At 69.7% G+C, this 3,352-nt stretch carries 2 protein-coding genes; both read right to left on the bottom strand.

The features are described 5' to 3' along the window. The coding region (locus E6J59_19445; protein ID TMB16160.1) for a hypothetical protein at nucleotides 1–210 on the bottom strand (210 nt) is incomplete at its 3' end. Between the two features lie 18 nt (nucleotides 211–228). Further along, nucleotides 229–3,171 (bottom strand): hypothetical protein, encoded by a 2,943-nt coding sequence (locus E6J59_19440; GenBank protein ID TMB16159.1) that lies wholly within the window; start codon nucleotides 3,169–3,171, stop codon nucleotides 229–231. Nucleotides 3,172–3,352 lie beyond the last annotated feature (181 nt).

Raw genomic sequence — 3,352 nt, 5'->3', positions numbered from 1 at the left:
GCCATGCAGGCCCTGGCCCTGCCGCTGGTGGAATTGCGCGAGCGGCGGCACGAAGCTGTGGAGGACGTAGGCGATCGTGATCAGGACAGGCACGCCCTGAAACAGGATCGTCGGAATGTCCTGGAACAACCCCGTGACGATGCGATTGCCGGGCGTGTAAGGGAGAAACAACCCCACGGCGAGCAGGACGGCGCCGATTTTCTTGAGCATCGTGTGCCTCCTCTAAACTCAGGGTTTCGGTTCGCCCACGAGCTTCGCCAGCTCGGCGCGCACGCGGTCCACTTCGGGCTTCAGCGACGGTTCCGGATCCGAGCGCAGCGCGAGGTAGTGCTCGTAGGCGCGGATCGCGCCCTGGTGATCGCCTGTCAAGGCGGCGAGGCGGCCTTCTTCGCGCAGGTAGGTCGACAGGTACAGCGCAGGCCCCAGGAAATACACGCGGCGCCGCACGGCGGCCAGCGCTCCCTTCAGGTCTCCCTGCGTCTCGCGCAGTCGTGCGACCACCAGGTTCTTTTCTTCGTGGGCTGGAAAGAACGCAGCAGGCCCGGTCTGCATGATCGAGTCGAGGTGCTCGATGGATGCGGACGCGTCGGCCCGGTGCTGGGCGGCGGCAAGCATGGCGTCGAGGGTCGCGGCTCGCACCACGTTGAGGGCCACCGTTGACGCGGAGTCCCTTGGGGAGGCCGAGTTGCGCAGCTCGCTGATGGCGCGAGCGGTCGTCCCTATTTGACCGTGCGCCAGGCGCCATTGTTCGAGCACGAACATGTCGTTGTACTGGTTGCTGCGCTCGGCCACGTCGTGCGCGAGCGGGCGATCGGCGGATCTGGCGAGCTCGCGTGCAGCCCGGACCGCTGCGGCTGTGTCGCCATCCCAGTACAATGCGTCCAGGATCGTGCGCCAGAGGTGGCCGTGCGGGTTCAGCTCAACGTCGCGAAGCACCTCGGTGGCCGTGAGAGCTACGCTGGGACGGCCCCGGTTGAGGGCCAAGAATTCCCGCGTGAGCGTGGCCACCTGCCTCTCCAGGCGAGTGCTGGCCTGGTTTCCCATGACGGTTACCGCGCGCTCGGCGTCCGGGAGGGCCACCCCGTCCAACTGAGCAATGGTGGAGAAGTTGAATAAGAAGCTCTTCATCCGATCCATCTCTGAGCGGACCGCCGCGACCGTGCCGCTGTCACCAGCGGTGACGGCCACGCGCCAGGAGAGATATTTCGCAAGATCTCCGGTGGAGTCCGCGGCCCACGCCACGGCCTGCAAACGGCGGCCGGCAGCCGTGTCTCCTTCCCCAGCAGCGAGCTCCGCCAGGTGCTCCAGCGGTCCGGCGAATGTCGAGTCGAGCTCGAGTGCGCGCTGGAACGCTGCGGCCGCTCGCTGGCGTCCGTCGCTCAGGCCGAGCACGCTCCCCCAATGGAAGTACTGATCACCGAACCAGTACCATGCGTCTGCCCCGTCGGGGATCGCGGCGACAGCGCGCTCGCGGGCGGCGAGACGCTCTAGCTCCGAAGAGGGATCTGGATAATGAGGCCCGGCGATTGCGGCCAGGATCGTCCGGTCCCGTTCGCTCAACCGGTCGCGAGCGGCCCACGCGAGAGCAATGCCACGCGGGTAGGCAGTGGACCCGATCCAGCCCGACGCGGACGTCAGCCCTATTGCCGCGAGGGCGAACGCCGAATCGAGCCGCAGCGCCTCTTCAAAATGCCGGACCGCTTCCGCGTAGCGACCGCGGCGGTACTCCCCCTGGCCGTCGAGGTAGACGCGCAGTGCTGGAAGCGAGGTTGTGGTGAGCGACGGCAAGCGCTGCTCCGTCTCCCCCGCCCCGCGGGCGAGGAGTTGCGCGGTCAAGCGGTCGATCAGCGCGGCGAGGCTGTCGGGCGAGCCCTCCACGCTCGCCTGCGCGCGAGTGACGCCGCCCGGCACGCTACGCAGCAGCGCGGTCAGCGTGATGTGAGTGGGCGTGCCCACGATCCCCCCATCGATCAGACGCCCGGCACCGAGCGAGCGCGCGGCTCGCAGCGCCGCCTCCTCGGCCAGGTCGTCCGCCGCGGATCCGCCCGCCCGGCGCCAGGCGCTCAATACCGCTCGGGGATCGACCGCCCGCGGTCCGCCTTCCCCGGTGAGCTTCGCCGCGAGGAGATCCACCATCCCCTCGCGCAGGTAGCTCAGCGCGGCCTCGGCGCCGGCCACTCGAAACGGAAATACTGCCACGACCTTGGGGTCGACGCCCACCACCGCGCCGCGAGACCGCGACATCAAGGCCCCGCCGAGCGCGACGGCGACGATCGCTGCTCCCGCTGCCACGAGCCAGCCGGTTCTCCGGAGCGCCTGGTCGCGCGGGTGGGCGAGCCCGGCGCCGAGGGCGTCCCGGAACTCGGCGGCGGTGCGGAGCCGGGCGTTGGGATCCTTCGCCAAGGCCCGGGCGATCGCGTTCGCCACCGCGGGCGGCGCCTCGGGCCGCGTGTCGGTCAACGGCTTCGGCGTCGCTGTGAGATGCGCCGCGATGAGCGCCTGCGCCGTCGGCCCCGCAAAGGGCGGAAACCCCGCCAGCATCTCGTAGCCCACGACTGCCAGCGCGTACACGTCCGCCCGCGCATCCACGTGCCGCTCCCCCGCCGCCTGCTCGGGACTCATATAGCCCGGTGTCCCGAGCGCAAGGCCGGTGTCCGTCAACCGCCCCCCACTCCGCGACTCGACCAGCGCCCGCGCCACCCCGAAGTCGGTGAGCACGGCATGCCCGCCCTCGAGCAGGATGTTTTCGGGCTTCACGTCCCGATGGATCACGCCCTCGGCGTGGGCATAGGCGAGTGCGTCCGCCATCTCGTGCAGGATGCGCACCGCGTCCGCCACCGGGAGCTTCCCTTCGCGCGTCAGTCGGTGGCGCAACGACTCGCCCGAGACGAAGGGCATCACGTAGAAGAGCAGATCGCCCTTCGCCCCGGCGGTCAGCACCGGGAGGATGTTGGGGTGCTGCAGGTGGGCCGCGAGCTCGATCTCTTGCTTGAAGCGCGCCTCGCTCACCTCGCTCGCGAACTCGGGCGGCAGCAGCTTGATCACCACGGCGCGGTGTAGCGACGCCTCGGTGGCGAGGAACACCCGGCTCATGCCCCCGCCGCCGAGCTCGCGCTCGACCTGATAGGCGTCGCCGAGCGCCGCCCGGAGGCGGGCCTGGAGGTCAGTCATGAGCCGCGAAGATAGGACGGCCCGACGTCGGGCGCGAGAATTCGACGGGGGCCCTACGCTCCTAGTGCACTCCCCCCATCAGCCGGCGGACCGGCTGCAGCAGCAAGAACAGCACGAGCGCCGCCACAAGCGTCACTGCCGCCAGCGCTCCGAACAGCGTGGTGAGAGGCACTGAGGCGGA

It is taken from the genome of Deltaproteobacteria bacterium, assembly GCA_005879795.1.
In the GTDB taxonomy this organism is placed as follows: Bacteria; Desulfobacterota; Binatia; order DP-6; family DP-6; genus DP-6.
Note: the sequence above shows the minus strand (reverse complement) of the source record. Positions and strands in the feature narration are given on the sequence as shown.

Coding starts and splice junctions, on each gene's coding strand:
- E6J59_19440 (TMB16159.1), bottom strand. CDS start 3,171: ATGACTGACCTCCAGGCCCGCCTCCGGGCGGCGCTCGGCGACGCCTAT.